Annotated in this window: 19 protein-coding genes; 13 read left to right on the plus strand and 6 right to left on the minus strand. The window is 67.1% G+C overall.

Features of this window, described 5'->3' with window-relative positions; translation table 11 throughout:
* Nucleotides 1–138: 138 nt before the first annotated feature.
* Genes dnaK through K0O62_RS03305 form a run of 4 tightly spaced genes read left to right on the plus strand, consistent with a single transcriptional unit; the run spans nucleotide 139 to nucleotide 4,161 of the window.
* Nucleotides 139–1,995, plus strand: coding sequence for a molecular chaperone DnaK (gene dnaK, locus K0O62_RS03290; protein ID WP_073855665.1), 1,857 nt, complete (start codon nucleotides 139–141; stop codon nucleotides 1,993–1,995).
* Nucleotides 1,992–2,600, plus strand: a complete 609-nt coding sequence (gene grpE, locus K0O62_RS03295) for a nucleotide exchange factor GrpE (protein ID WP_073855666.1) — start codon at nucleotides 1,992–1,994, stop codon at nucleotides 2,598–2,600. The genes dnaK and grpE overlap by 4 nt, the downstream gene beginning before the upstream one ends.
* 23 nt (nucleotides 2,601–2,623) lie before the next feature.
* The gene (gene dnaJ / locus K0O62_RS03300) at nucleotides 2,624–3,802 is read left to right on the plus strand and encodes a molecular chaperone DnaJ (protein WP_073855667.1); all 1,179 of its coding nucleotides are present in this window, start codon (nucleotides 2,624–2,626) and stop codon (nucleotides 3,800–3,802) included.
* On the plus strand, nucleotides 3,799–4,161 hold the full coding sequence (locus tag K0O62_RS03305) for a heat shock protein transcriptional repressor HspR (RefSeq protein WP_073855668.1): 363 nt from the start codon (nucleotides 3,799–3,801) through the stop codon (nucleotides 4,159–4,161). Before dnaJ ends, K0O62_RS03305 begins: the two co-directional genes overlap by 4 nt.
* Nucleotides 4,162–4,170: 9 nt before the next feature.
* On the opposite strand, the gene K0O62_RS03310 is transcribed toward K0O62_RS03305, so the two are convergent.
* Nucleotides 4,171–5,463: a helix-turn-helix transcriptional regulator gene (locus K0O62_RS03310; protein WP_234800026.1), complete on the minus strand. Its 1,293-nt coding sequence runs from the start codon at nucleotides 5,461–5,463 to the stop codon at nucleotides 4,171–4,173.
* 136 nt (nucleotides 5,464–5,599) lie between these two features.
* Between K0O62_RS03310 and K0O62_RS03315 the strand changes: the two genes are divergently transcribed.
* A complete protein-coding gene (locus K0O62_RS03315) occupies nucleotides 5,600–7,921 on the plus strand; it encodes an ATP-binding protein (RefSeq protein WP_165636963.1) in 2,322 nt (773 codons plus the stop codon).
* Between the two features lie 19 nt (nucleotides 7,922–7,940).
* Here K0O62_RS03315 and K0O62_RS03320 read toward each other — a convergent pair whose 3' ends face one another.
* The 5 genes from K0O62_RS03320 to pdhA are packed head-to-tail and all read right to left on the minus strand — an operon-like array spanning nucleotide 7,941 to nucleotide 13,805.
* Entirely contained in the window at nucleotides 7,941–9,008 is a 1,068-nt protein-coding gene (locus K0O62_RS03320) for a Glu/Leu/Phe/Val dehydrogenase dimerization domain-containing protein (protein WP_073855670.1), read from the minus strand.
* Nucleotides 9,009–9,035: 27 nt separating this feature from the next.
* Entirely contained in the window at nucleotides 9,036–10,406 is a 1,371-nt protein-coding gene (gene lpdA / locus K0O62_RS03325) for a dihydrolipoyl dehydrogenase (protein ID WP_073855671.1), read from the minus strand.
* A 19-nt stretch (nucleotides 10,407–10,425) separates the two neighbouring features.
* A complete protein-coding gene (locus K0O62_RS03330) occupies nucleotides 10,426–11,685 on the minus strand; it encodes a dihydrolipoamide acetyltransferase family protein (RefSeq protein WP_234800027.1) in 1,260 nt (419 codons plus the stop codon).
* 18 nt (nucleotides 11,686–11,703) lie between these two features.
* The gene (locus tag K0O62_RS03335) at nucleotides 11,704–12,723 is read right to left on the minus strand and encodes an alpha-ketoacid dehydrogenase subunit beta (RefSeq protein ID WP_073855673.1); all 1,020 of its coding nucleotides are present in this window, start codon (nucleotides 12,721–12,723) and stop codon (nucleotides 11,704–11,706) included.
* Nucleotides 12,720–13,805 carry a pyruvate dehydrogenase (acetyl-transferring) E1 component subunit alpha gene (pdhA, locus tag K0O62_RS03340; RefSeq protein ID WP_097934000.1) on the minus strand — a complete coding sequence of 362 codons (1,086 nt, stop codon included), beginning with the start codon at nucleotides 13,803–13,805 and terminating at the stop codon, nucleotides 12,720–12,722. The genes K0O62_RS03335 and pdhA overlap by 4 nt, the downstream gene beginning before the upstream one ends.
* A 137-nt stretch (nucleotides 13,806–13,942) precedes the next feature.
* Between pdhA and K0O62_RS03345 the strand changes: the two genes are divergently transcribed.
* The 8 genes from K0O62_RS03345 (at nucleotide 13,943) to K0O62_RS03380 (ending at nucleotide 22,075) form a co-directional block, all read left to right on the plus strand.
* The gene (locus tag K0O62_RS03345) at nucleotides 13,943–14,416 is read left to right on the plus strand and encodes an Lrp/AsnC family transcriptional regulator (protein WP_073855675.1); all 474 of its coding nucleotides are present in this window, start codon (nucleotides 13,943–13,945) and stop codon (nucleotides 14,414–14,416) included.
* A 135-nt stretch (nucleotides 14,417–14,551) separates the two neighbouring features.
* On the plus strand, nucleotides 14,552–15,352 hold the full coding sequence (locus K0O62_RS03350) for an MlaE family ABC transporter permease (protein WP_165693830.1): 801 nt from the start codon (nucleotides 14,552–14,554) through the stop codon (nucleotides 15,350–15,352).
* A complete protein-coding gene (locus K0O62_RS03355) occupies nucleotides 15,349–16,167 on the plus strand; it encodes an ABC transporter permease (protein ID WP_073855677.1) in 819 nt (272 codons plus the stop codon). Before K0O62_RS03350 ends, K0O62_RS03355 begins: the two co-directional genes overlap by 4 nt.
* Nucleotides 16,168–16,169: 2 nt before the next feature.
* Nucleotides 16,170–17,471, plus strand: a complete 1,302-nt coding sequence (locus tag K0O62_RS03360; RefSeq protein ID WP_073855678.1) for an MCE family protein — start codon at nucleotides 16,170–16,172, stop codon at nucleotides 17,469–17,471.
* The gene (locus K0O62_RS03365) at nucleotides 17,468–18,496 is read left to right on the plus strand and encodes an MCE family protein (RefSeq protein WP_097934002.1); all 1,029 of its coding nucleotides are present in this window, start codon (nucleotides 17,468–17,470) and stop codon (nucleotides 18,494–18,496) included. The genes K0O62_RS03360 and K0O62_RS03365 overlap by 4 nt, the downstream gene beginning before the upstream one ends.
* Nucleotides 18,493–19,719, plus strand: coding sequence for an MCE family protein (locus tag K0O62_RS03370; RefSeq protein WP_079244816.1), 1,227 nt, complete (start codon nucleotides 18,493–18,495; stop codon nucleotides 19,717–19,719). The genes K0O62_RS03365 and K0O62_RS03370 overlap by 4 nt, the downstream gene beginning before the upstream one ends.
* The gene (locus K0O62_RS03375) at nucleotides 19,716–20,948 is read left to right on the plus strand and encodes an MCE family protein (protein WP_073855681.1); all 1,233 of its coding nucleotides are present in this window, start codon (nucleotides 19,716–19,718) and stop codon (nucleotides 20,946–20,948) included. The genes K0O62_RS03370 and K0O62_RS03375 overlap by 4 nt, the downstream gene beginning before the upstream one ends.
* Nucleotides 20,945–22,075 (plus strand): MCE family protein, encoded by a 1,131-nt coding sequence (locus K0O62_RS03380; protein WP_073855682.1) that lies wholly within the window; start codon nucleotides 20,945–20,947, stop codon nucleotides 22,073–22,075. Before K0O62_RS03375 ends, K0O62_RS03380 begins: the two co-directional genes overlap by 4 nt.
* Nucleotide 22,076 lies beyond the last annotated feature (1 nt).

Below are 22,076 nucleotides of genomic sequence, written 5' to 3' on the forward strand. Positions count from 1 at the left end.
TCGCACAGACACCCGTTGACCATTTCGACAACTTGAGTGAGACAGACTCAACTCTGGCTTGACAGGCAACCCCGGGTGGGTGCAGGCTTGAGCGAGGTTCACTCAGATCCGAGAAAAGCTATATCAGGAGGCAACACTATGGCTCGTGCGGTCGGTATCGACCTCGGGACCACCAACTCCGTCGTCGCAGTGCTGGAAGGTGGCGACCCCGTCGTCGTCGCCAACTCCGAGGGCTCCCGGACCACCCCGTCGGTCGTCGCGTTCGCGCGCAACGGCGAGGTGCTGGTCGGTCAGCCCGCCAAGAACCAGGCGGTGACCAACGTCGACCGCACCATCCGTTCGGTCAAACGCCACATGGGCAAGGACTGGTCCGTCGAGATCGATGGCAAGAACTACACCCCCCAGGAGATCAGCGCCCGTGTGCTGATGAAGCTCAAGCGTGACGCGGAGGCCTACCTCGGTGAGGACATCACCGACGCCGTGATCACGGTGCCCGCCTACTTCAACGACGCCGAGCGTCAGGCCACCAAGGAAGCCGGTCAGATCGCCGGCCTCAACGTCCTGCGCATCGTCAACGAGCCCACCGCGGCCGCACTGGCGTACGGCCTGGACAAGGGCAGCAAGGAACAGACCATCCTGGTCTTCGACCTCGGTGGCGGCACGTTCGACGTGTCCCTGCTGGAGATCGGCGACGGTGTCGTCGAGGTGCGCGCCACCTCCGGTGACAACCACCTCGGTGGCGACGACTGGGACGACCGGATCGTCGAATGGCTGGTCGACAAGTTCAAGAGCACCAGCGGCATCGACCTGACCAAGGACAAGATGGCCATGCAGCGGCTGCGTGAAGCCGCCGAGAAGGCCAAGATCGAGCTGAGCTCCGGACAGAGCACGTCGATCAACCTGCCCTACATCACCGTGGATGCGGACAAGAACCCGCTGTTCCTCGACGAGCAGCTGACCCGCGCGGAGTTCCAGCGCATCACCCAGGATCTGCTGGACCGCACCCGTGCGCCGTTCCAGCAGGTGATCAAGGACGCCGGCATCTCGGTCGGCGAGATCGACCACGTGGTGCTCGTCGGTGGTTCGACGCGTATGCCCGCGGTCACCGACCTGGTCAAGGAACTGACCGGCGGCAAGGAGCCCAACAAGGGTGTCAACCCCGATGAGGTTGTCGCCGCGGGCGCCGCGCTGCAGGCCGGTGTCCTCAAGGGTGAGGTGAAAGACGTTCTGTTGCTCGACGTCACCCCGCTGTCCCTCGGCATCGAGACCAAGGGTGGCGTGATGACCAAGCTCATCGAACGCAACACCACCATCCCGACCAAGCGCAGCGAGACCTTCACCACGGCCGATGACAATCAGCCCTCGGTGCAGATCCAGGTGTTCCAGGGTGAGCGCGAGATCGCCTCGCACAACAAGCTGCTCGGCTCCTTCGAGCTGACCGGCATCCCGCCGGCCCCGCGCGGTGTCCCGCAGATCGAGGTCACCTTCGACATCGACGCCAACGGCATCGTGCACGTGACCGCCAAGGACAAGGGCACCGGCAAGGAGAACACGATCAAGATCCAGGAGGGCTCCGGCCTCTCCAAGGAAGAGATCGACCGGATGATCAAGGACGCCGAGGCGCACGCCGACGAGGACCGTCAGCGCCGCGAGGAGGCCGATGTCCGCAACCAGGCCGAGTCGCTGGTCTACCAGACGGAGAAGTTCGTCAAGGAGCAGCGTGAGGCCGAGGGTGGATCCAAGGTCTCCGAGGACACCCTGGCCAAGGTCGACGGCGCCATCACCGAGGCGAAGACCGCGCTGGCCGGTACCGACATCGCGGCGATCAAGGCCGCGATGGAGAAGCTGGGCACCGAGAGCCAGGCCCTGGGCCAGGCGATCTACGAGGCCACCCAGGCCGAGCAGGCCGCTGGGACCGGGGGCTCGTCCAGCGCCGATGACAACGTGGTCGACGCCGAAGTCGTCGAAGACGAGGACAATCGGGAGAACAAGTGACACAGGGCGATTCGCACGAAGAGCCGGTGACCGTCACCGACAAGCGGCGCATCGACCCGGAGACCGGCGAGATCCGTGACCCGAGCACCGGGCCGGCCCCCAGTGGGTCGGCTCCGGAGCCGGGTGCGGAGCCCGCCGCCTCCGCGGAGGGCGCCAAGGTTGCCGAACTGACCGCCGATCTGCAACGGGTCCAGGCCGAGTTCGCCAACTACCGCAAGCGGGCCCTGCGCGATCAGCAGGTCAGCGCCGAGCGGGCGAAGGCCACCGTGATCACCCAGCTGCTGGGCGTGCTCGATGATCTCGATCGGGCCCGCAGCCACGGAGATCTGGAGTCCGGCCCCCTCAAGTCGGTCGCCGACAAGCTGGTCAGCACCCTGGAGGGGCTCGGACTGACCGGCTTCGGCGCCGAGGGCGACGAGTTCGACCCGGCACTGCACGAGGCCGTCCAGCATGAGGGTGACGGATCGGTTCCGGTCGTCGGCACCGTCATGCGCCGCGGCTACAAGGTCGGCGACGTCGTGGTGCGCCACGCGATGGTCGGTGTGGTCGACACGGTCGAGAATGCCGACGAGAACAGTGATCAACCAGCAGAATCAGCAGAGTAGAACGGGCGAGGAGGTGACGCACAATGGCTCAGCGTGAGTGGGTCGAGAAGGATTTCTACAAGGAACTCGGCGTCACCTCCAGCGCCACCAAGGATGAGATCAAGCGCGCCGCGCGCAAGATCCTCGCCGAGAACCATCCCGATCGGAACCCGGGCAACACCGCGGCCGAGGAGCGGTACAAGGCCGCTTCCGAGGCCAAAGAGGTGCTCACCGACGACGCCAAGCGCAAGGAGTACGACGAGACCCGGCGGCTGTTCGCCAACGGCGGCTTCGGCCGGCGTGGCGGCGGTACCGGTGGCTTCGGCGGATTCTCCAGTGAGGGAGCCGAATTCAACCTCGGCGACCTGTTCGATCAGGCCGGCCAGGCGGGTGGCGCCAATATCGGCGACCTGTTCGGCGGACTGTTCGGCCGCGGCGCGCAGCAGCCGCGACCCAGTCGGCCGCGCCGCGGCAACGATCTGGAGACCGACACCGAGTTGTCGTTCCTGGAGGCGACCAAGGGCGTGGCGATGCCGCTGCGGCTGACCAGTCCGGCTCCGTGCACCAACTGCCATGGCAGTGGTGCCCGGCCGGGCACCAGCCCGAAGGTGTGCCCCAGCTGCAATGGCGCCGGTGTGGTCAACCGTAACCAGGGCGCGTTCGGTTTCTCCGAACCCTGCACCGAGTGCCGGGGCAGTGGTTCGATCATCGAGCACCCGTGCGATGAATGCCGAGGCACCGGTGTCACCACCAGGACTCGCACCATCAACGTGCGGATCCCGCCGGGCGTCGAGGACGGTCAGCGGATCAGGCTGGCCGGCCAGGGCGAGGCCGGGCTGCGGGGCGCCCCGTCGGGTGACCTGTATGTCACCGTGCACGTGCGCCCGGACAAGGTGTTCGGCCGTGACGGCGACGACCTGACCGTCACCGTACCGGTGAGCTTCCACGAGTTGGCTTTGGGTACAACCCTTTCCGTGCCGACTCTGGAAGGCAAGGTCGGAGTCCGGGTGCCCAAGGGCACCTCGGACGGGCGCATCCTGCGGGTGCGTGGCCGCGGTGTGCCGAAGCGCTCGGGTGGTCACGGTGACCTGCTGGTCACGGTGAAGGTGGCGGTGCCGCCGAACCTGGACGGTGAGGTCGCCGAGGCGCTGGAGGCCTACGCGAAAGCCGAGCGGGCCAGTGGATTCGATCCGCGTGCGGGATGGGCAGGGAACCTGTCATGAGCAAGCGCAACGAAGCTCGGACATTCCTCATCTCGGTGGCCGCCGAGCTGGCCGGTATGCATGCGCAGACCCTGCGCACCTACGACCGGCTCGGTCTGGTCAGCCCGCAACGTAGCTCCGGAGGAGGTCGACGTTATTCGCAGCACGACGTCGACCTGCTCCGCGAGGTGCAGCGGCTGTCCCAGGACGAGGGCGTGAATCTCGCCGGCATCAAACGCATCATCGAGCTGACCAACCAGGTCGAAGCGCTGCAGGGCCGGGTGGCCGAACTGACCGCCGAGGTGGAGCAGCTGCGCAAGCCGAGCACCGCGCTGGTGCTCTGGCAACCCAGGTCGGGGCCTCGGGCCAGCCGGGCCTGACGGCGCCGGCTACGGCCGGTCCCACATCGCCAGGCCCGCGCGGGCCCCGACGGCAGCGGCCTCGCTGCGGTTGGTGACCCCGAGCTTGCGCAGCAGGCCGGTGACGTGAAATTTGACGGTGCTCTCGCTGATGCCCAGGTCTGCGGCTATCGACTTGTTGCGTTTGCCGGCGGCCAAGTGTCCGAGCACTTCCAGCTCGCGCGGATTCAAAGTGCCCAAACGACTCTCGTCGTGGTGCAGCGCGGGCGGGTCGAGCGGCAACGTCGCGACGATGCGGTTTCCCCATCCGGCAACGGTGTCGATCACCAGGCTCCCGTGCAGCGCGTCCACCCGTCCCGCGAGTTGGCGCAGTAAGCCGTTACGGTCGAGGTCGCCCGAACTCTGGTCTCGGACTTCGATGATCACATTGCGTCCATCGCAGTCCCAGGCGATGCGCAGTCGGGTGAACACCGGTTGTGCGCTGCAGGCGATGACGATACTGCGCACAACGGCTCGCGAACCGTGTGCCACCTCTCCGGGTAACGGACGTCCATCGGCAGGCGGTTCGGCGAATTCGACGACGGCTCCATCGCCACGGAACAGTGGGGAGAGTTCTTCGCGCAGCCGGGCGAACGCGGTCAGCACCGATTCCTCGGAGAGCGCGCGGTCGGCTTCGTTGACCGACCGGGTGGCCAGCAGCGCCGCCGATGCTGTCTGACCGGCGATGACGCGGGCCTTGCGGTCGTCCAGATCACTGGACCTCAGGGTGCGCAGGATAGCCGACAGTGTCGCTTCATGGGTCTCGCTCAGTTGCGCGACGGCGCGGGCGCGTTCCTGCGACGCGGCCCTCGACCCGGCGAGGTAGTCGGGGCTGGCCTGCGCCACCTGCTGCCGGATGGAGGTCGCGACGATGCCGAACATCGCAGAAACCTGTTCGGCGGCAGCGGGTTCCATCTCCGAGTCGGTATCCGCTGCCGGTACCAACAGCAGCAGGGTGTCACTGGCGTCGCGCCGCAACCAGACACTGCGGTAAGTGCCGGCGATCAGGCACCGCTGAATCCGGCTGTGTCCCAGCGGTATGGCGTGCCGGAGTTCTTCCAACTCGCCGACTGTCACCCGGTCGATGATGTCCGGGCTGCCTGCGACCTTGCGGGGCCGGCCGGTGCATTCCCGGGTGAAGATGACCAGCGCCACGTGGGGCGCCGTGCTCGCGATGAACGCGGAGAACCGCACCGCGATCTCCGACAGGGCACCGTCGATGACTTCCCGTATGCCCAGCCACGCCGCTGCAGGTGGTGCAGCGCACGGATCCGCAACCGTCACAGACCCACCTTAGTGTGCACGGTCCGGTGTCCCGATCACCGCCGTCGAAGCCGCGCATCGGTTGGCGTCCAGGGCCCTTCGCATATCCAGATCGTTTGCCGGGCCGGTTGGGATGCCAGCTAGTACCATCACCGGAATGGGTTCGCCTCACTCCGTCTCTCGCGTCACCGCGGGCGGTCTGCCTGCCGAGCCCACCCGTTTCGTCGGGCGCTCGCGCGAGCTGAAGCAGCTGACCCGGCTGCTCACGAACGAGCGGCTGATCACTCTCACCGGGGCCGGCGGAGCCGGTAAATCGCGGCTGGCGATCCAGGCGGCGACCCGGGTACGCAGCACCTTCACCGACGGCGTGATCTACGTGTCGCTCGCCGACCTGCAGGACGGTGAACTGCTCTACCAACTCGTCGGCGAGGCACTCGGGTACCACGGCTCCGTCCATCGATGGACCGCCCACACCGTGGTCGCGCACCTCGGCGACTCCCGGCGTTTGCTGGTGCTCGACAACTGTGAGCACCTCATCGGCGTGTGCGCCGAACTCATCGAGGCGGTCCTGCACACATGCCCGGACGTCGCCGTCCTGGCGACCAGTCGCGAGCCGGTGATGGTGTTGGGAGAGAACGCGTTTCCCATCCTCCCACTGGAGGTTCCCGGACCGGACTGCGCGCTGGAGGCGTTCGGCCTGCATGACGCGGTCCGGCTGTTCGTGGAACGGGCCGTCGCGGTGGTGCCGGAGTTCGCGGTCAACGAGGCCAACCACCGGGCCGTCGCCGAGCTGTGCCGCCGGCTGGACGGTCTGCCGCTGGCGCTGGAGCTCGCGGCGGTCCGGCTGCGAGCCCTGTCCCTGGAACAGATCCTGGGGCTGCTGTCGGCCCGGCCGGAACTGCTCGACGGCGGACGCCGCGGTGGACCGGCCCGTCAGCGCACCCTGAGTGCGTCGATGTCGTGGAGCTACGATCTGTGTTCCCCGGCCGAGCAGCTGTTGTGGGCGCGGTTGTCGGTGTTCTCCGGAGGCGTGGAAATCCAAGCTGCCGAGGGGATCTGCGCCGACGACGAGCTACCCGTGGGGGTCATCCTGCCGCTACTCACGGCCCTGGTGGACAAGTCCATCCTCATCCGCGAAGAGCACTCGGGACGGGTGCGGTTCCGTTTGCTGGAGACGGTACGTCAGTTCGGCTTGAGCCGGCTCGACGGTCGCGACGACGATGTGACGGCATGGCGGCGACGGCACTGCCGCTGGTATGTGGACATCGTCGAACAGACGATGTCGGGCTGGCGGGCCCCCGGCCATCCCGAACGGCTGTCGATGCTCCGCTCCGATGTGTCGAATCTGCGCGCAGCGCTGGAGTTCTGCGTCGAGCACCCACAGGACGCCGCCGTCGGGCTCCAGATGGCCAGTTCGCTGTACCACTATTGGCTGATGAGCGGGCTGCTCGGTGAGGGCAGTTACTGGCTCGATCGGCTGCTTGCGGTGGTGGGCGAGTCCGAACCGGTGCGTGCCCGGGGTCTGTACGCGACCGCCTGCCTCGCGATACTGCGCGGTGACCTGCGGGACGCCGAACGTATGCTGGGCGAAGCCGAGGACCTGTGCCAGCGGCACGGCGACAAGATCGGCAGTGCCTACGTGGTGCAGGCACTCGGGCTGAAGGCCTTCATCGAAGACGACACCGCCCTGGCGTCTTCGCTGCTGGCGGAATCAGTGCAGACCCTCGACGCGTCCGGGGACCACGCCGGAGCGACGTACGGCACGGTGCTGTACTGCATCATGTCCATGTTGAGTGGCGAGTCCGACCGGCTGGCCGAGGCACACGAGCGATGTCGCGAGATGACGGTCCCGTACGACGAGTCGTGGATGTGGTCGTTCTCGCTGTGGGCGATGGGCATGGATGCCTGGAACCGTGGAGATCTGGTTACGGCATCGGAAACACTCGACGCGGCACTGCGGCTCAAACGCCCGCTGCAGGACCTGATGGGCATCGCAGAGTGCATCGAGGGCATCGCCTGGGTGATGGCTACCAGCAACAAACTTCAGCGCGCCGCGGTCCTGTTGGGTGCCGCCGAGACTGCTTGGGAGAGCATGGGATTGCACATCGACACCATCCCGGGCTTCAACCGGCACCGGCAGGACAGCGCGAAGGTCGCCCGCACGCTGGGTGAACGTCCTTTTCAGGCCGCACACCGGCAGGGACGGCTGCTGGATCTGGACGAGGCCATCGCATTCGCGCTTGACGAAACCCGTGCCGAGCCGGGTTCCCCCGATGCCACCAAACCCACCAAGCGGGAGTTGCAGATCGCCGAGTTGGTCGCACAGGGGCGCAGCAACCAATCCATCGCCGACGAACTGATGCTGTCCCGCCGCACCGTGGAAGCCCACATCCAGCATCTACTGGCGAAACTCGGCTTCAATTCACGCAGCCAGGTCGCCGCCTGGGTGGCTCAGCGCAATGCCGCACTCGATCGCTGAGCCGGCGTAACCCCTGGTCTCAGTCTGCGCTTCGGGTAGCCGCGAGCAGATCACCGGCCAGCTGGTCGGCGACCCTTCCCGGCGTCACCGAATCGGAACGTGCGCGGTCCAGGATCGCCAGCACGGTGTCGTAGATCTTCTCCACGCGCTCACATACCCACGCCTCGCCCGCGCCGGACAGCTCTCCGGAAACCTGGATCAGGCCACCGGCATTGGCGACATAGTCGGGGACCCAGAGCACGCCGCGATCGCTCAGCGTCGCACCGATGTGCGGACTCTGCAACTGGTTGTTCGCGCCACCACAGATCACCGACGCCTGGATTGCCGCGGCCGTCTCAGCGGTGACCGTGCCACCGAGCGCACACGGTGCGTAGACGTCCATCCGCTCCCCGAGTACATGGCCGGTGGTGCCGATCTCGGGGAACCGTTCGGTGGTCCTGGCCAACGCGAACGGATCCGCGTCGCACGCCACCACATCGGCGCCGTCGGCGAGCAGCAACGCGATCAGCTCACTGCCCACCTTTCCGACACCTTCCACACCGACTTTGCGCCCGGCCAGGCCGGGTTCGCCCCAACGCACCGTCGCGGCCGCTCGCATGGCCTGGTGGACACCGAGCGCGGTGGTGGGCCCGCTGTTTCCGGAACCGCCCGCCGCCGAGGTGCGGCCGACGACGTGTGACGTGCGCTCACCGACCACGTCGAGGTCCTCGGGGCCGATGCCCACATCGCCTGCGGTGATGTACCGCCCGCCGAGGTATTCGACGACCTGACCGTAGGCGCGCAGCAGGCCCGCGGTCTTCAGCTCTGCCGGGTCACCGATGATGACGGCCTTGCCGCCGCCGAGCGGTACCCCGGCGATCGCCGCCTTGTAGGTCATTCCGCCGGACAGCCGCAGGACATCGGTCAGCGCGGCATCCTGATCGGCGTAGGGGTAGAAGCGGGTGCCTCCGAGTGCCGGACCGAGGGTCGTCGAGTGGATGGCGATGATGGTCCGCAGTCCGCTGGCATGATCCTCGCTGAACAGCACCTGTTCATGGGGGAGTCCGGGAATCACATCGGGACGATCGAACACGGCGGCAGTCGACATATGAGTTCTTCTCCAGGTGGTCGGGATTCAGCGGTGTGCGTGCAACGGTTGGCCGGCCAACGCCATGGCCGCCTCACCGAGCGCCTCGTTCTGGGTGGGATGAGCGTGGACCAGGGCGGCGACGTCCTGCGGGAATGCGCCCCAGTTGACGATCAGCTGGGCCTCACCGATGAGTTCGCCGACGCGCTCGCCGTACATGTGCACGCCGACGATCGGACCGTCGGCGACGCGCACCAGTTTGATGGCCCCGGCGGTCTGGAGTATCTGGCTCTTCCCGTTGCCCGCGAGGTCGTAGACGGTGGTCTGGATGGCCGGATAGCGTTCCCGCGCCGCGGATTCGGTCAGGCCGACGGATGCGACCTCCGGTGCGGTGTACACGACCCGGGGGATGTTCACATCGTCCACCGCAGCCGGAGCCAGGCCCGCGATCGATTCGGCCACGAATGTGCCCTGCTGGAATCCGCGGTGTGCGAGTTGCGGACCGGGCGTGATGTCGCCGACCGCGTAGACATCGTCGACGGTGGTCCGCAACCGATCGTCGACCCGAACGAAGCCTCGATCGTCAAGGGCCACTCCGTGTTCGGCGAATCCGGTGTCCGCGGTGCGGGGTGCACGCCCGACGGCGACCAGCAGGACGTCGGCGTGCAGCGTCTCCCCGGACTCCATGGTGACGGTGACCGACGACGCGTCCTCGTACGCAGCCGCGACGCGGGTTTCGGTCAGCACGGTGATGCCTCGCTTGCCGAGCGCTCGGGTGAGGTGCTCGGAGGACCACTCGTCCTCGCCGGCGATCAGCCGGGGCAGCGCCTCGATCACGGTGACATCGGCGCCCAGCGACGCCCAGATGCCGGCGAATTCGACGCCGATGACGCCACCGCCGAGGACGATGGCACGGCGGGGAACGTGCGGGTGGGTCAGCGCCTGTTCACTGGTCAGGATCCGGGCACCGATCGGGAACCCGGGCAGGTCGCGGACCTGGGATCCGGTGGCCAGCACCAATCGTGATCCGGTGATGCGGCGGCCGCCGACCTCGACGGTGGTGCCCCCGCCGTAGCGTCCGGTGCCCTGCACCAGTTCGATCTTGCGGCCCGCGATCAGGCTCCGCAGGCCCTGGTGGAGGCGGTCGACGATGCCACTCTGGTAGCGGTGTACCGCCGCGAGGTCGATGTCGCCGAGGGTGGCGGTGATGCCGATCGACGGCGCATGCCCGATCGTGTCGACGACCGAAGCGGCGTGCACCAGCGCCTTGGTCGGGATGCATCCGCGGTGCAGGCAGGTGCCGCCCACCTTGTCGGCCTCGATGAGCGTGACGGTCTTGCCGAGTTGGGCTGCCCGCAGTGCGCAGGCGTAGCCGCCGGATCCGCCGCCCAGGATCAGGACATCAGGATGCTCTGTCAACGATGGATTCCTTTGCGTGTCAGGCGAATGCGATGAGGGTCAGCGGGTCGGCCAGGATCGCGGCGATATCGGCGAGGAACTTCGACCCCTGCTCGCCGTCGGCCAGCCGATGATCGAACGACAGGCCCAGCGTCGTCACCGAGCGCAACGCGACCTCGCCCCGGTACTCCCACGGTCGGCGCCGGATGGCACCGACGCACAGGATCGCGGCCTCGCCCGGGTTGAGGATCGGTGTGCCGGTGTCGATGCCGAACACGCCGATGTTGGTGATGGTGATGGTGCCGTCGGAGAGGTCGGCGGGAGGTGTCTTGCCCTCCTTGGTGGTGCTGGTCAGTTCCGACAGTGCGACGGCCAGATCGCGGAGACCGAGGGTGTGCGCGTCCTTGATGTTGGGCACCATCAGGCCGCGCGGGGTCGCCGCGGCGATGCCGAGATTCACATAGTGCTTGGTGACGATCTCCTGGGCGGCCTCGTCCCAGGCGCTGTTGAGACTCGGATGGCTGCGGACCGCGACGAGCAGCGCCTTGGCCACCAAGGCCAGCGGTGTCAACCGCACACCGGCGAAATGCGTTGACGCACGCAGGTGCTCGATGAGCTCGACCGTCGGCGTCACGTCGACGTCGACGAACACCGTGACGTGCGGTGCGGTGAACGCGCTGCGCACCATGGCGTCGGCGGTGTGCTTGCGCACACCCTTGACCGGGGTACGGACTTCCCGGGCTTCCGGTACTTCCTCGCCGGCGGTCGAGCCGGAATTCAGGTGCCGTTCGAGATCGACCCGGGTGACTTCACCGCGGGCGCCGGTCGGCACCACATCGGCGAGATCGATGCCGTGCCGGCGTGCGGCGAAACGCACCGGCGGTGCGGCCAGCGGCCGCCCGCCGGACGCCTCGGCCGGGGCAACCTGGTGGTTCTGCCGGGATCGGACGCGTCGGCGGGTGGCGGCCTCTTCGGCCACGCCGTACCCGACCAGAACCGGGACCCGCTCGCCGCCGCCGGTCTCCTCGGCGACCTCGAAGTCGATGAGCGGCTTGCCGACATCGACGGTGGTGCCCGCGGCGGCGTGCAAGGCGAGCACGGTTCCGGCATACGGGGACGGGAGTTCCACCATTGCCTTGGCGGTCTCGACCTCGGCGATGATCTGATTGAGCGTGACCGTGTCGCCGACGCCGACCGACCAGGACAGCAGCTCCGCCTCGGTGAGACCCTCGCCGAGATCAGGGAGCAGGAATGTCTTGACGGTGCCCGTTCTCTCGGCGCCCATTGTTTCGGTGCCCATCGGGGATCCAGTCCTTCCTTAGTGGGTGAGGGTGGTGTCCACCGCGTCGAGCATGCGGTCGATATCGGGCAGGTAGTGCTCTTCGAGCTTGGCCGGCGGGTAGGGCAGCGCGAATCCGCCCACCCGGGCCACCGGAGCCTCCAGGTGGTAGAAGCACCGCTCGGTGACCCGCGCGGCGATCTCGGCGCCGATGCCCAGGAAGACCGGGGCCTCATGGGTGACCACCAGGCGCCCGGTCCGCTGCACGGACTCACAGATGGTGTCCATGTCGAGCGGGGACAGTGATCGCAGGTCGATAACCTCGATCGAGATGCCTTCGGCGCGAGCGGCTTCGGCGGCCCGGAGCGCGGTCGTGACCAGCGGTCCGTAGGCCACCAACGTGACGTCGGTGCCCTCGACGAGTACGCGGGCCTTGTGCAGCGGGTACGCACCGGCGGGTGTGTCCAGTGTGCCCTTCTCCCAATAACGCCGCTTGGGCTCGAAGAACAGCACCGGATCATCGGCGGCGATCGCCTGCTGGATCATCGTGTAGGCGTCGGCGGCATTGCCGCAGGTGACGACGCGCAGGCCGGCGGTGGCGGCGAAGTAGCCCTCGGGTGACTCGGAATGGTGTTCGACGGCGCCGATCCCGCCACCGTAGGGGACCCGGATGGTGATCGGCATCTTGATGTTCCCGGACGTCCGGTAGTGCAGCTTGGCGACCTGGGACACGATCTGGTCGAAGGCCGGGTAGATGAAGCCGTCGAACTGGATCTCGCACACCGGGCGGTATCCGCGGATGGCCAGCCCGATTGCGGTGCCGATGATTCCGGACTCGGCCAGCGGGGTGTCGATCACCCGGTCGGGGCCGAAGTCGGCCTGCAACCCGTCGGTGATGCGGAAGACACCGCCCAGCTTGCCGATGTCTTCACCCATCAGGACGACTTTGGGATCGTCCTGCAGCGCGCGCCGCAGACCGGCGGTGATGGCCTTGCCGAGCGGCAGGGTGGCCGGCACCGGAATCGCGGCCGGCGCGGCGTTGACGGTGGCTGCGGTCATCGATCGACTCCTTCCAAGGTGTCCAGGTATCGCCGGAATGTGGCGCGTTCCTCGTCGATCAGCGGATGCTGGTCGGCGTATACGTTGTCGAACATCGACATCGGGCTCGGCTCAACGGTTTCCAGGCAGCCACGGCGCAGGGCGGCTGCGATGTCGTCGGCGCGTCGCTGCACGACCGCCTGATGCTCGTCGTCCGTGGCGCCGATCCTGTCGAGCAGCTTGTGCATCCGGTCGATCGGGTCTTTGTGCCGCCACGCCTCGTCGGCGCTCGCGTCGCGGTATTTGGTCGGATCGTCGGAGGTGGTGTGCGGCCCCATCCGGTAGGTCACGGCCTCGATGAGAGTGGGCCCGTCACCGCGCCGCGCTCGTTCGAGGGCGGCGCGGGTGACGGCCAGGACGGCCAGCACGTCGTTGCCGTCCACCCGCACGGCGGGGACACCGAAGCCGGGACCGCGGTGCGACAGCGGGGTGCGGGTCTGCAGGTGAACCGGTTCGGAGATGGCCCACTGGTTGTTCTGGCAGAAGAACACCACCGGGGCGGCGAAGCTGGCGGCGAAGACCATGGCCTCGGAGATGTCACCCTGGCTGGTCGCGCCGTCGCCGAAGTAGGTGATCGACGCGTTGTCGGAGCCGTCGAAGTGGATGCCCATCGCGTAACCGGTGGCGTGCAGCGCCTGGGCGCCCACGATGATGGCCGGCGTGTTCATCCGGTAGCGGATCGGGTCCCAGCCGGAAAACGTTGAGCCGCGCCAGAAGCGGAGCAGTTCGGCGGGGTCGATGCCGCGGCAGTAGGCGACTCCGTGCTCGCGGTAGCTGCTGAACACGAAATCGTCGGCATGCAGGGCGCGTGCCGATCCGACCTGGGCGGCCTCCTGGCCGAGTAGCGGGGGCCAGAGGCCGAGTTCTCCCTGGCGTTGCAACGCGGTGGCCTCGGCGTCGATGCGCCGGACGATCACCAGGTCCTCGTAGAGGGCTCGGAGTTCCGCCACGCCGATGTCCTGGACGCACGGGGAGAAGTCGGGATGGTCTTGTCGCTCACCGTTTTCGGTGACGAGTTGCACGACCTCGTCGGAATCGAGCATGGGTACCTCCGATGGCATGACGGACCTGCTGTGTGGGTCGCAACCCAATCAGCGGTGCTGCAAGCTGCACAAGATGTGTGGACAAAATGACGCAATATGCCCAAACTGCCGAAAAGTGGACGTGCATACTGTGCTTTATGGCCAATCTCGATCGCACCGATGCCCGGATTCTGCTCGCGCTCTGCGAGGCGCCCCGGGCATCCGGAGTGCAGGTCGCCGCGATGCTGAACCTGGCCCGCAACACCGTGCAGGCCAGGATGGCCCGCTGGGAGGAGCGCGGACTGCTTGCCCCCGTCGACCGCTGCGTATCACCCCGCGACGCCGGTTATCCGCTGCGGGCCTTCGTATCTGCAGTGGTGGATCAACACAAGATGGAGGCCATCATCCGGAATCTGGCCGAGATCCCGGAGGTGGCCGAGGTGGTGGGGATATCGGGGGCGGCCGATCTGCACATCGAGGTGAACACCCGCGACGCCGACGACCTCTACCGGGTGGCGGGGCTCATCCTGGCGGTGCCCGGCGTCGAGCGCACCGTGGTCTCGGTCGCGGTCCGCCAGGCCATCCCGTACCGGACACGACCACTGCTGCAGCGGGTCGCCGGCCGCCGCTGAGGCAGCGTCGACAGTACCTACATAGGTAGCAAGTCTGCGGTTCATACGGATGTGTCGGACCGCGCTCGCTCGCATCCTTGCTGGATACACATCACACGTGTGGCCGGAAAGGCAGCGGATGGCGAATGCAAGGGGATGCAGCGGTCCCGGACGGGTGCGGGCTCACAATTGACTGCGCCGACAATACTAGCGAAGCCGCTGCGCTCGATCGGCGACTTCTTCGCGATGAGCCTGGACACCTTCGTCCAGATCGTGCGTGGGCCGTTCGCCTGGCGCGAGTACCTGGTGCAGACCTGGTTCGTGGCCCGGGTGTCACTGGTCCCGGCGCTGATGCTGACGATTCCCTACTCGGTGCTGCTGGTGTTCACCCTCAATATCCTGCTCATCGAATTCGGCGCTGCCGACCTGTCCGGCACCGGGGCGGCACTGGGGACCGTGACCCAGATCGGCCCGTTGGCAACCGTTCTCGTGATTGCCGGGTCCGGGGCGACCGCCATGTGCGCGGACCTGGGCGCCCGCACGATCCGCGAGGAACTCGACGCCTTGCGGGTCATGGGCATCAATCCGATTCAGGCGCTGGTGGTGCCGCGGGTGCTGGCCGCCGCGACCGTGACCACCGCGCTGTCATCGACGGTGATCCTGGTCGGCCTGGTCGGCGCCTACTTCTTCTGCGTGTTCGTGCAGAACGTGTCGCCGGGCAACTTCGTCGCCGGGTTCACCCTGCTGACCGGCATCGGTGAGGTCATCATCGCTCTGGTCAAGGGCGCCATCTTCGGTACGGTCGCCGGGCTCATCGCGTGCTACAAGGGCATCTCGGTCGGGGGCGGGCCCGCCGGCGTCGGTAACGCGGTGAACGAGACGGTGGTGTTCACCTTCATGACGCTGTTCGCCATCAACATCCTGGTGACTGCGGTGGGAGTGCAGGCGACCTTATGAGCACCGCACTCGGCGGGCTGCGCCAGGGCTGGCGCAAACTCGGCACGCAGACCGAGTTTCATGTCCGGACACTGCAGTACAGCGCCGACGCGATATTGCATTACCGCAAGGAGGTGTTGCGGCTCATCGCCCAGATGGGACTCGGGGTCGGGGCGTTGGCCATCATCGGCGGCACCGTCGCCATCGTCGGGTTCCTCACGCTGTCCACGGGGGCCGTCATCGCGGTACAGGGGTACAACCAGTTCGCCAACATCGGCGTGGAAGCGCTCACCGGCTTCGCGTCGGCCTTCCTGAACGTCCGCATCATCGCCCCCGGCACCACCGCGATCGCGTTGTCGGCCACCATCGGTGCCGGCGCCACCGCGCAACTCGGTGCGATGCGCATCAACGAAGAGATCGATGCGCTCGAGGTGATCGGCATCCGCAGCATCGCTTATCTGGCATCCACCCGGGTGATCGCCGGGGTCATCGTGGTGATCCCGCTGTACTGCGTCGGTGTCGCGATGTCCTTCACCGCCGCCCGGGTGGGCACCACCGCGATCTACGGCCAATCCACTGGCGTCTACGACCATTACTTCAAAACGTTCCTCAACCCCACCGACCTCATCTGGTCCTTCGGGCAGTCGATCACGATGGCCGCCGTCATCATGCTCGTGCACACGTACTACGGCTTCACCGCATCGGGCGGCCCCGCCGGGGTCGGCGAAGCGGTGGGCCGGGCGGTACGTACGTCGCTGATCGTCGCGGCGTGCGTGGTCACCATCATCTCGCTCGCTGTCTACGGACAGTCCGGCAACTTCAATTTGGCGGGGTGAGGATGGCGACCGGGTCGGCGGGCCGGCGGATATCACCGGACGTCTGGGCGTTGCTGCTGGTGGGCGCCATCGTCCTCATTCTGCTCACGGCTGCGGCCATGTTCACCGGGAAATTCAATTCCTATGTGCCGGTGACGGTTACCTCTCCTCGTGCCGGTCTGGTGATGGACTCGGGCGCCAAGGTCAAGATGCGGGGCGTGCAGGTCGGCCGCGTCGCGGGTGTCGACAGCGGCGGGCCGGTACGGCTCAAGCTGGAACTGTTCCCCGACCGGGTCGATCACATTCCCGCCAATGTGCAGGCCGAGATCCTGGCCACCACCGCGTTCGGGGCCAAGTACGTCGATCTTGTCGTCCCGGAGAACCCGAGCCCGCAACGGATTTCGGCGGGCGCGGTGATCGCGTCGCGCAACGTGGCGATCGAGGTCAACACCGTCTTCCAGAACCTGGTGGGCGTGCTGGACCGCATTGATCCGGTGAAGCTCAACGCGACGCTCAGTGCGCTCGCCGAAGGGGTACGCGGGCAGGGCCCCCGGATGGGCGAGGCCACGTCGGCCGCCAACACGGTGCTGCTGGAGCTCAACCCGCGGATGGGTACCGCGCAGGAAGGGTGGCAGGCGGTCCGAGGCGCTGCCGACGTCTACGCCGGCGCCGCGGACGACATCGTGGAAATCCTCGACGCCTCGGCCACACTCAGCGAAACGATCACCGACAACGCTGCCGCGCTCGACAGCCTGCTGATCAATGTGATCGGTTTCTCCGAGTCGGCCAACAGCCTGATCGGTCCGAACCAGGAGAACCTGGTCGACGCGATCAACAAGCTGGCTCCCACCACCGCTCTGCTGATGAAGTACAACCCCACCTACACCTGCATGTTGCTGGGAGCCGTGTGGTTCCTCGACAACGGCGGGCACAAGCAGGTCGGCGGGAACGGCCGGAGCATCGTGCTGGACAGCGCGATCAACCTCGGTGAAGACCCGTACCGGTACCCGGAGAATCTGCCCATCGTCGCCGCCAAGGGCGGCCCCGGCGGCAAACCGGGTTGCGGGTCGCTGCCCGACGTCAGCAAGCAGTTCCCGGTGCGGCAACTGATCACCAACACCGGGTGGGGCACGGGTATCGACTGGCGGCCGAACCCCGGCATCGGGCATCCCTGGTGGGCGAACTACCTGCCGAGCACCAGGGCCGTGCCCGAAGCCCCGAGTGTCCGCGGCGCCGGACCACCGGCACCTGGACCGTTCACCTACCCCGGGGCCCCGCCCTATGCGCCCCTGCCGCCGCCAGTAACGGAGACACCGCAACCGTGAGATACGAGATGTCCGGCGTGCTCTGGCGGCTCGGCGCCTTCCTCACGGTCTGCGGGATCGGCGCGTTCGTCCTACTGAGCGTGTTCGCGGAACTGAGGTTCAACGCGGAGAAGACCTACCGCGCCGAGTATGTCAACGTCAGCGGCCTGGAAAACGGGAACTTCGTGCGCATCGCAGGAGTGGAAGTCGGCAAGGTCAAAGACATCTCGGTCAACTCCGACAACCTCGCGGTGGTCGAATTCTCGGTTGACGACTCGGTGGTCCTCACCGAGGGGACCCGCGCGGCGGTCCGCTACGACAACCTGATCGGTGGCCGTTTCATGGAGCTGCTGGACGGCCCGGGGGACGTGCGGCCGTTGGCGGCGGGCCAGACGATACCGGCCGGCCGCACCGAACCCGCGCTGGATCTCGATGCGCTCATCGGCGGCTTCCGGCCACTGTTCCGTGCGCTGGACCCGGAGAAGATGAACGCTCTCACCGGACAACTGATCCAGGCCCTGCAGGGGCAGGGGCCCACCATCGGATCCTTTCTGTCCCAGACCGCCTCGCTGACCAATTCGCTCGCCGATCGGGACGAGTTGATCGGACAGGTCATCGGAAACCTGCAGACGGTGCTGGGCTCACTGGCCGACGAGAGCGACCGCTTCGACGACACCGTCGACACCCTGGCCCAGCTGGTCCATGCGCTCGCCGAACGCAAGGAGGATGTCAGCGCGAGCATCGTGTCCACCAACGCCGCCGCGGCCGGCATCGCCGGGCTGCTCGAACAATCCCGTCCGGCGATCAAACCCGTCGTGGAACACGCGAACCGGGTCGCCACGACCGTGCTGGCCGACAAGGACTACGTCGACGACCTGCTGAACACGCTGCCGGACACCTACCGCGCCCTGAACCGGATGGCGCTGCACGGTGACTACTTCTCGTTCTACCTGTGCGACGCGATCCTGAAAGTCAACGGTAAGGGCGGACAACCGGTCTACGTGAAACTGGCAGGCCAGGACACCGGGCGGTGCGCACCGAAATGAAACCATTCTCCGAGCGGAATCCCTTCCTGATCGGCGGTGTCGGGCTCGTCGTGGTCGCCGTCATCGCGGCGGCTGCCCTGCAATACAAGAACCTGCCGTTCTTCAACTCCGGCCGGCAGTACTCGGCGTACTTCGCCGATGCCAGCGGGCTGATGACCGGAGCCGCGGTGCAGGTCGCCGGCCATCAGGTCGGGGAGGTCCGCGATATCACGCTGGACGGCCCACGGGTGCTGATCACGTTCGACGTGGACCGCTCCATCCGCCTCGGTGACCGCACCGAGGCTGCGGTCAAGACCAAGAGCCTGCTCGGGTCCAAGGTCCTGGAAGTCACTCCGCGGGGTGCGGGGACGCTGGCCGGCGCCATCGAGATGGACCGCACCACACCGGCGTATCAGCTTCCCGACGCCCTGGGCGACCTTGCCGACGTGGTGGGCGGACTCGATACGGATCAACTGAACCGGTCGCTGGCGACGCTGACCGATGCGTTCCGTGACACCCCACCGGAGCTACAGGTCGCCGTCGACGGCGTCGCCCGGTTCTCCCGCACGATGGGCGAGCGGGACGAGCAACTGCGGGCGTTGCTGAAGAACGCCGAGAAGGCCACCGCGGTCCTCGGCAGACGCACCGATCAGGTGGTCGATCTGATCGCGCAGAGCAACGCCCTGCTGGCCCAACTGCGGTCACAGAGCGCGGCACTCGATCAGATCGCGGGCAACATCGCCGCGGCGACACAACAGATGTCGGCGTTCGTCGAGGAGAACCAGGCCGAACTCGGGCCGGCGCTGGAGCGGATCAACGGCGTTCTGGCGATCATCGACCTGCGCAAGGAACGCATCCAGGAGGTGCTGGGCATGCTGCACCGGTACGCCATGTCTCTCGGTGAGTCCGTCGCCTCGGGCCCCTTCTTCAAGGCCTACCTGTCGAACCTGCTGCCGGGGCAGTTCGTACAACCGTTCGTGGAGGCCGCCTTCTCCGATCTCGGTCTGGACCCCGCCGTGCTGGCCCCCACCGAGTTGCACGACCCGCAGGTGGGGCAACCCGCGCTACCGGCGCTGCCGGTGCCCTATCCGCGGACCGGACAGAGCGGCGAGCCACGCCTGAACCTGCCGGATGCGATCACCGGAAATCCGGGCGATCCGCGCTACCCGTACCGGGAACCACCGCCCGCCCCGCAGCCCGGCGGACCACCGCCGGGACCACCCGCTCAGGAAGGTGAATCATGATGCGGCGCCGTCATCTCCAGATCGGACTGGGTGTGCTGCTCGCCGTCGTCATGGTCGCCGGATCGATCCTGCTCACCGGCGCGCTGCGCGCGAAGAACAGGACGACGGTCACCGCGTACTTCGACAACAGCAACGGCATCTTCGTCGGCGACAACGTCGTGATGCTCGGCGTCCGCATCGGACGGATCGAGAGTATCGAGCCGCAACCCGACCGCGCCAAGATCACCTTCTGGTTCGACCGCAAGTACCAGGTCCCCGCGGACGCGAACGCGGTGATCCTGTCGCCACAACTGATCACGTCGAGGGCCATTCAACTGACACCGGCCTACACGGGCGGCGCCGAGCTGACCGACGACGCCGTCATCCCGCAGAGCCGCACCGCGGTCCCGGTGGAGTGGGACGACTTCCGTCAACAGTTGGAGAAACTCAGTTCCAGCCTGCAGCCGGGTCCCGACGGGCTGAGCCCGATGGGCGCGTTCGTCGACGTCGCCGCGCAGAACCTGCGCGGCCGCGGTACCGACATCCGGGCCGCGATCACGGAACTCTCGCGTGCGTTGTCAACGCTCGGCGATCACAGCACCGATATCTTCGGCACCGTCAAGAACCTGGCGACCCTGGTGTCCGGTCTGCAGTCCAGCACCGCACTGATGAAGGAGCTCAACCTCAATCTGGCCGGCGCGACCGGTCTGCTGGCAGACCACCCGGCGCAGATCGGTGCGGCCGTCGAGGGCTTGAACACTGCGACACAGGACATCACATCGTTCATCTCCACGCACCGCGAGGCGCTGGGGGTGACATCGGACAAGCTGGGCTCGGTGGCGCAGGCCCTGGTCGACAGCACCGACGACATCAAACAGGTCCTGCACCTGGCGCCCAACACCTTTCAGAACCTGATCAACATCTTCGAACCCGCGCACTCCGCGCTGACCGGTGCACTGGTGATGAACAACTTCGCCAACCCCATCCAATTCCTCTGTGGGGCCATCCAGGCGGCCTCCCGGCTCGGTGCCGAGCACGCGGCGAAACTCTGCGTCCAGTACCTCGCGCCCATCATGAAGAACCGGCAGTACAACTTCCCGCCGATCGGGTTGAACCCGATCGTCAACGCCGCCGCGCGGCCCAACGAAATCACTTACAGCGAGAACTGGATGCGCCCGGACCACCGGGAATCGACCAACCCGGACGCCGGGCTGCCGGGCATGATGGTGGCCGCCGGGGCAGGGTCATGACCCGGCAGCGGCGACGGGCCGGTGTCGTCCTGCTGGCGGTGCTGTTGGTGACCACCGGCTGCAGTTGGCGGGGATTGAACTCGCTGGCGTTGCCCGGCGTCGAAGGGCGCGGATCCGGCTCGTTCGAGGTCTGGGCGCAGCTGCCCAACGTCTCGAACATCGAACAGAACTCCCGTGTCCGCGTCTCGGATGTCATCGTCGGCAGCGTCACCGGGATAACCCGCCAGGGCTGGCACGCATTGGTCACCATGCGACTCAACAAGGAGGTGACGCTGCCGGAGAATGTCACGGTCACGGTCGGGCAGACCAGCCTGCTGGGATCCCTGCACATCGAACTCGCGCCCCCCGTGGATGAACCGCCGCGCGGGCGCCTGCACCAGGGATCGCTGATCCCGCTCGAGCGCAGCGGCAGCTACCCCACCACCGAGCAGACCCTCGCGGCGGCGTCGATGCTGCTCAACGGCGGCGGCCTCGGTCAGGTTCAGGACATCACCGAGGCGTTCAGTGTGGCCTTCGCCGGCAGGGAAGACGAGTTGCGCAGCTTCATCGAACAACTCGATCAGTTCATCGGTCACCTGGACGGGCAGAAGGACGACATCGTGGCCGCGATGGACAGCCTGAACACGCTCAGCGGACGATTCGCCGCCGACAAACCGGTCCTGGACCGGGCATTGCGGACCCTGCCGCTGGCACTGCAGGTGCTCAACGACGACCGTACGGAGCTGCTCACGGCGCTGGACACCTTCGGCGACTTCAGCGCACTGGCGGCGGACACCGTCGAGCGGACCGAGGAGTCGTTCGTCGCGGAGCTCAAAGACATGGCGCCGGTACTGGATTCGCTGGCGAATGCCGGCCCGGCACTGACGCGGTCACTGTCGCTGTACTCCACGTTCCCATGGCCCAAGGAGGGCGTGCTCAATTGGTTGCGCGGCGACTACGCGAATCTGACGGCCATCTTCGATCTGACGCTGAGCCGGCTGGACACCTCGCTGCTCACCGGAACCCGATGGGAGGGTGCACTGACCAGGTTGGAGATGCAGTGGGGCCGCACCATCGGCCAGATGCCCAGCCCGGCGACAGTCGGCAATCCGCTCATCGTCCCGTACCAGGGGAACCAGGGGCCGTGAC

The sequence above is a fragment of the Mycolicibacterium diernhoferi genome (assembly GCF_019456655.1).
GTDB lineage: Bacteria > Actinomycetota > Actinomycetes > Mycobacteriales > Mycobacteriaceae > Mycobacterium > Mycobacterium diernhoferi.

Excerpts from the sequence above, each read along its gene's own strand:
- K0O62_RS03355 (WP_073855677.1), top strand. The coding sequence starts at position 15,349 with ATGAGCACCGCACTCGGCGGGCTGCGCCAGGGCTGGCGCAAACTCGGC.
- dnaK (WP_073855665.1), top strand. The coding sequence starts at position 139 with ATGGCTCGTGCGGTCGGTATCGACCTCGGGACCACCAACTCCGTCGTC.
- K0O62_RS03350 (WP_165693830.1), top strand. The coding sequence starts at position 14,552 with ATGCAGCGGTCCCGGACGGGTGCGGGCTCACAATTGACTGCGCCGACA.
- K0O62_RS03375 (WP_073855681.1), top strand. The coding sequence starts at position 19,716 with ATGATGCGGCGCCGTCATCTCCAGATCGGACTGGGTGTGCTGCTCGCC.
- K0O62_RS03320 (WP_073855670.1), bottom strand. The coding sequence starts at position 9,008 with ATGTCGACTGCCGCCGTGTTCGATCGTCCCGATGTGATTCCCGGACTC.
- pdhA (WP_097934000.1), bottom strand. The coding sequence starts at position 13,805 with ATGCTCGATTCCGACGAGGTCGTGCAACTCGTCACCGAAAACGGTGAG.
- K0O62_RS03305 (WP_073855668.1), top strand. The coding sequence starts at position 3,799 with ATGAGCAAGCGCAACGAAGCTCGGACATTCCTCATCTCGGTGGCCGCC.
- K0O62_RS03335 (WP_073855673.1), bottom strand. The coding sequence starts at position 12,723 with ATGACCGCAGCCACCGTCAACGCCGCGCCGGCCGCGATTCCGGTGCCG.
- dnaJ (WP_073855667.1), top strand. The coding sequence starts at position 2,624 with ATGGCTCAGCGTGAGTGGGTCGAGAAGGATTTCTACAAGGAACTCGGC.
- K0O62_RS03370 (WP_079244816.1), top strand. The coding sequence starts at position 18,493 with ATGAAACCATTCTCCGAGCGGAATCCCTTCCTGATCGGCGGTGTCGGG.
- K0O62_RS03380 (WP_073855682.1), top strand. The coding sequence starts at position 20,945 with ATGACCCGGCAGCGGCGACGGGCCGGTGTCGTCCTGCTGGCGGTGCTG.
- K0O62_RS03330 (WP_234800027.1), bottom strand. The coding sequence starts at position 11,685 with ATGGGCACCGAAACAATGGGCGCCGAGAGAACGGGCACCGTCAAGACA.
- K0O62_RS03315 (WP_165636963.1), top strand. The coding sequence starts at position 5,600 with ATGGGTTCGCCTCACTCCGTCTCTCGCGTCACCGCGGGCGGTCTGCCT.
- K0O62_RS03345 (WP_073855675.1), top strand. The coding sequence starts at position 13,943 with ATGGCCAATCTCGATCGCACCGATGCCCGGATTCTGCTCGCGCTCTGC.
- K0O62_RS03360 (WP_073855678.1), top strand. The coding sequence starts at position 16,170 with ATGGCGACCGGGTCGGCGGGCCGGCGGATATCACCGGACGTCTGGGCG.